Origin of the sequence: Micromonospora sicca, assembly GCF_003172935.1 — a bacterium.
Taxonomy (GTDB): domain Bacteria; phylum Actinomycetota; class Actinomycetes; order Mycobacteriales; family Micromonosporaceae; genus Micromonospora; species Micromonospora sicca.
Map to the genome: position 1 here is coordinate 1 of NZ_QGKS01000481.1, position 4,609 is coordinate 4,609.

The following is a 4,609-nucleotide window of genomic DNA, read 5'->3' on the forward strand; positions in this document are numbered from 1 at the left end:
CCGCCCACCCTCCGCCCCGTTCCGTCTCCCCTCCGTCACCGGCCCGTCTCCCGGCCGCGAGCGCTCCACGCGCTGCCGGGGTCGGCGCGGACCCGGCGGGGTAAGCACTTACGGGTGCGGGGGCCGCCGATCCTCCTGGCGACCGAGGGCGCGGTGGGCGGCCCCTCCTACCGTTGAACGCAGCGCGGCGGATCGCCGCAGAGTGGGAGTACGACGATGAGTCGCAAACTGGTCCGGCCCCGTGAGGGGCGCATGCTCGCCGGTGTCTGCGCCGGCCTGGCGCAGCGGTTCGGCGTGTCGGCCGGCATGATCCGGCTGCTGTTCCTGCTGTCGCTGCTGCTGCCCGGCACCCAGGTGATCGTGTACCTGGTGCTGTGGATCCTGATGCCGAACGAGGACCGCTACGCCGCGACCCGCTACTGATTCCCTGGTGACCGAACGCGACGCGCCCGCCCCGAGCCGGGGCGGGCGCGTCGGCGTACGCGGTCAGGGGGCGGTGTAGGTGACCGTCACCTTTTCGTAGCCCAGCGAGCGCAGCAGCCCTTCCAGCATCTTGCGGGTGTTCTCCTCGGCGCGGGCGGTCAGCCCGCTGTCCCGGGCGGCGGCGGTGATCCGGTCCTCGGCCAGCTTGTACACCTGCTGCTGCCGGTTGGGGTCGCCCTTCACCAGGTCGTTGAGCCGGTTGAGCAGGCCCCGCTGCTCGGCGAAGACGTAACTCTTCTCCAGGTCGAGGTTGGTCTCGCCGAGCTGCGGCGCCGGGAGTTTGATCTCCACCGACTTCCCGTCGGCGGACTCGACCACCGCCCCGTCGGCGATCTTGGCGAAGTCGACGTACGCCTCGACGCTGCCGGCCCCGACGAAGAGGGTCCGCTCGTTGAGCAGGAACTCCGGCACGTTCTGCCGGTCGTTCTGCAGGTCGATGACCACCTGGAAGTTGCCCTCGGCGGCCACGTACCGGCTGAGGTCGCGGATCGACTTCAGCAGCGGCGGCTGGCTGCGGTCGGTCTGCTCCTTGGCGAACGGGTTGCGGAAGTCGGGCAGGATGCCGGTGGCCTGGACGCCGAGCAGCACCACCACCGCCAGCGCGACCGCGCCGAGCACCCCGAGCAGGCCGCGGGCCGGCCCACCCGACGCCGGCCGGCCGTCGGGCGCCGGCTCGGGTGGGACGTCCGACCGGGCCCGGAGGTCGTCGCCGGTCGGGTAACCGGGGAACTCCCTGGTGGGCTCGTTGATGCCACCGTCGCGGGCCATCGCCCTCACCGTCCTCGTCAGACTTCTCGACTGATGATGACGGTACGTGCCCGGTGCGACACCCGCTCGCCGAGCGGACCGGCCCGGCGAAGACGCAGGTCAGGCGAACGCCGACAGCCCGGTCAGCCGCTGCCCGATGACCAGCTGGTGGATCTCCGAGGTGCCCTCGTAGGTCAGCACGCTCTCCAGGTTGTTGGCGTGCCGCATCACCGGGTACTCCCCGGAGACGCCGTTGGCGCCGAGGATCGTCCGGCACTCCCGGGCGATCGCCAGCGCCTCCCGCACGTTGTTCAGCTTGCCGACGCTGACCTGCTCGGGGCGCAGCTTGCCGGCGTCGGCGAGCCGGCCCAGGTGCAGCGCGAGCAGCAGGCCCTTGTTCCACTCGACCGCCATGTCGGCGAGCTTGGCCTGGGTGAGCTGGAAGCCGGCCAGCGGCCGGCCGAACTGGGTCCGGGTGGTCGCGTACGACAGGGCCGTCTCCAGGCAGTCGCGGGCCGCGCCGAGCGCACCCCAGACGATGCCGTACCGGGCCTCGGTCAGGCAGCTCAGCGGCGCCTTGAGCCCGACCGCCTCGGGCAGCCGGGCGTCCGCGGGCAGCCGGACGTCGTCGAGGGCGATCTCGCCGGTGAGCGACGCGCGCAGCGACATCTTGCGCCGGATCTCCCGCGCCGTCACCCCGGGCGTGTCCATCGGTACGGCGAACCCCCGCACCCCCTCGTCGGTGCGCGCCCAGATCACCCCGACGTCGGCGATCGGCGCGTTGGTGATCCACATCTTGGTGCCGTTGAGCACCCAGTCGTCGCCGTCCCGGCGGGCCCGGGTGGCCATCGAACCCGGGTCGGAGCCGTGGTCCGGCTCGGTCAGCCCGAAGCAGCCGATCGCCTCGCCGGCCGCCATCGTGGGCAGCCAGCGCTGCTTCTGCTCCTCGCTGCCGAACCGCCAGATGGCGTACATGGCCAGCGAACCCTGCACCGAGACCAGCGAGCGGACGCCGGAGTCGCCGGCCTCCAGTTCCAGGCAGGCCAGCCCGTACGCGACCGCCGAGGCGCCGGCGCAGCCGTACCCGGTCAGGTGCATGCCGAGCAGGCCGAGCTTGCCGAACTCCCGGGCCAGCTCGCGGGCGGGCACCTGGCCGTCCTCGTACCAGCCGGCGACGTGCGGGCGCACCCGGTCGTCGACGAGCTGGCGCACCACGGCGCGGATCTGCCGCTCCTCCTCGCCCAGCGACGCATCGATGTCCAGCAGGTCGAGAGGGCTCATGACGGTCACCTTAACGATTCTTCAGGCGGGCGTCACTCGGCCGGGCCGCCGAGCACCAGCACCCGGGCGTGGATCTGGTTGCGCTGCTGGAGCGCCGCGCGCAGCGCGCGGTGCAGGCCGTCCTCCAGGTAGAGGCCGCCGTTCCACTGCACGACGTGCGGGAAGAGATCGCCGTAGAAGGTCGAGTCCTCGGCGAGGAGCTTGTCCAGCGCCAGCTCCCGCTTGGTGGTGATGAGCTGGTCGAGCCGCAGCGGGCGCGGCGGGATCTCCGCCCACTGCTTGAGCGTGAGGTTGTGCTCCGGGTAGGGACGCCCGTCCCGGACCGCTCTGAAGATCACGGCACGCTCCCCTCCCCCTGGTCCGGCCGGCCCCCGGCGCCGCGCCGGTGAACGGCGGGGCACCGCGCGGCGTGGCGCTGATGTCCGTGCCAGCCTAGCCGCCCGCGCCACACTGCGTTTTACTCCCTCATGTCGGTTTCGCTACCGCCCGTACCCTCGGCCGGCCGGACGAATCGCCCTCAGCTCCACCGCCCCCGGCGAACCACCTCACCGACCGGACGGCGGCCCCGGCGCAACGACGGCGACCGGTGGTCGGGTGCCCGGTAACCCACCGTCACCGCGCCGATCGGCTGGTACTCCGCGGGCACCCCGAACGCCTCCCGGTAGCCGTCGAGCCGCTCCGGCGGGATGCCGAAGAAACAGGCCCCCAGCCCCTCGTCCACGGCGGTGAGCAGCATCAGCAGGGCGGCGAAGCCGGTGTCGACGTACCAGTAGGGCACCGGCCAGCGCTCGGCCGAGCGGTCCGCCCAGCCCTTGTCCGGCTCGGCGTACCGCTCCAGGTACGCCGAGCGGTTCGCGTGCGGCACCACGATCAGCGGCGCCCGGCGCATCCCCGCCAGCCAGCGTTCCCGGCCGCCGCCGCCCGGGGTGGCCGCCGTCCAGAACCGCTCCCGGTCCTCCGGCGTCTCCAGCACCAGGAAGCCCCAGCCCTGCGCGAAGCCCGCCGACGGCGCCCGCACCGCGTGGTCCAGCAGCCGGTCCACCACGTCGGGCGGGACCGGGCGGTCCGGGTCGTAGTTGCGCACCATCCGGCGGCGCCGGACCACCTCGGCGAACTCCATGCCGCTCCCCCGTGCCGCTCAGGCCCCCGGCCGGACGCCCCAGGCGCCCCGCCAGGTCTGCCCGGGCTGCAGCACGATGACGTCCTTGCCGGAGCGGAACGCGTCGGCCGGGCAGGTCATCGGCTCCACCGCCACCGAGCGGCGGTGCCGCTCCCCGGTGAGGGTGTCCCCGGTGAAGACCTGCCACCAGCCGAACTCCCGGTCCGCCCAGACGTGCACCGCGGCCGAGCCGTCCGGCGCGGCGAGGGTCACCGCCGAGCCGCCGTCGTCGTCCCGGACGAGGTCGCCGAAGGCCACGTCCAGCACCGCATCGCCGATCGCGCGGGGCTCGGTGAAGTCGTACTCGGTGCCGGCGACCGCGGTGGCGCCGATCGGCAGCAGCCGGGAGTCCAGCAGCACCCGGGTACGCCCCGGCACCCGGAGCAGCAGCTCGTCCACCGCGACCCCGGGCAGCCGCAGGTAAGGGTGCATCGAGTAGCCGAACGGGCAGGGCTCGCCGCCGAGGTTGGTGGTCTCGTGCTCCACCCGCAGCCCCGCCGGCCCCACGCTCCACCGGGTCCGCAGTCGCAGCGGCCACGGGTACCCCGGGCTCGGCGGCAGGTCGTAGCCGACGGTCACCGCGTCCGCGGACTGCTCGACCAGGTGCCAGGAGACCCAGTTGACCAGGCCGTGGATGGCGTTGTGCCGGGCCGGCTCGCTGAGGTCGAGCTGCAACGACCGCTCGCCGAAGGTGTACGCCCCGTCCCGGATCCGGTTCGGCCAGGGGGCCAGCACCTGCCCGGCCGCGCCGGGGCAGAGCTCGTCCGCCGCGTACCCGTCGAGGTAGTCCACCCCGTCGTGCCGGTACGCCCGCAGCCCACCGCCCACCTCGACGATGACCGCCTCGTGGCCGTCGGCGGCGATGGTCCATTGTGCACCGGACGGTGACCGGTTCGCGGCGTTCTCCATGCCGGCGACCTTAGCCGCTCGGCCCCGGCC

6 protein-coding genes are annotated in these 4,609 nt (G+C 73.4%); 1 reads left to right on the forward strand and 5 read right to left on the reverse strand.

The genetic code is table 11. The features are described 5' to 3' along the window. The first annotated feature begins 216 nt into the window (after positions 1 to 216). Entirely contained in the window at positions 217 to 423 is a 207-nt protein-coding gene (locus DKT69_RS34870; protein ID WP_109805631.1) for a PspC domain-containing protein, read from the forward strand. A 63-nt stretch (positions 424 to 486) separates the two neighbouring features. Here the strand turns inward: DKT69_RS34870 and DKT69_RS34875 are convergent, their stop codons facing one another. From DKT69_RS34875 to DKT69_RS34895, 5 genes are all read right to left on the reverse strand, one after another. Beyond that, on the reverse strand, positions 487 to 1,251 hold the full coding sequence (locus tag DKT69_RS34875; RefSeq protein ID WP_109805632.1) for a DUF4230 domain-containing protein: 765 nt from the start codon (positions 1,249 to 1,251) through the stop codon (positions 487 to 489). 99 nt (positions 1,252 to 1,350) lie between these two features. Further along, the gene (locus DKT69_RS34880; protein WP_109805633.1) at positions 1,351 to 2,511 is read right to left on the reverse strand and encodes an acyl-CoA dehydrogenase family protein; all 1,161 of its coding nucleotides are present in this window, start codon (positions 2,509 to 2,511) and stop codon (positions 1,351 to 1,353) included. 32 nt (positions 2,512 to 2,543) lie between these two features. Further along, positions 2,544 to 2,849, reverse strand: a complete 306-nt coding sequence (locus DKT69_RS34885; protein ID WP_109805634.1) for a type II toxin-antitoxin system VapB family antitoxin — start codon at positions 2,847 to 2,849, stop codon at positions 2,544 to 2,546. A gap of 179 nt (positions 2,850 to 3,028) precedes the next feature. Beyond that, positions 3,029 to 3,631: a nitroreductase family protein gene (locus DKT69_RS34890; RefSeq protein WP_109805635.1), complete on the reverse strand. Its 603-nt coding sequence runs from the start codon at positions 3,629 to 3,631 to the stop codon at positions 3,029 to 3,031. An 18-nt stretch (positions 3,632 to 3,649) separates the two neighbouring features. After that, the gene (locus DKT69_RS34895; RefSeq protein WP_109805636.1) at positions 3,650 to 4,579 is read right to left on the reverse strand and encodes an aldose 1-epimerase family protein; all 930 of its coding nucleotides are present in this window, start codon (positions 4,577 to 4,579) and stop codon (positions 3,650 to 3,652) included. Positions 4,580 to 4,609: the final 30 nt, after the last annotated feature.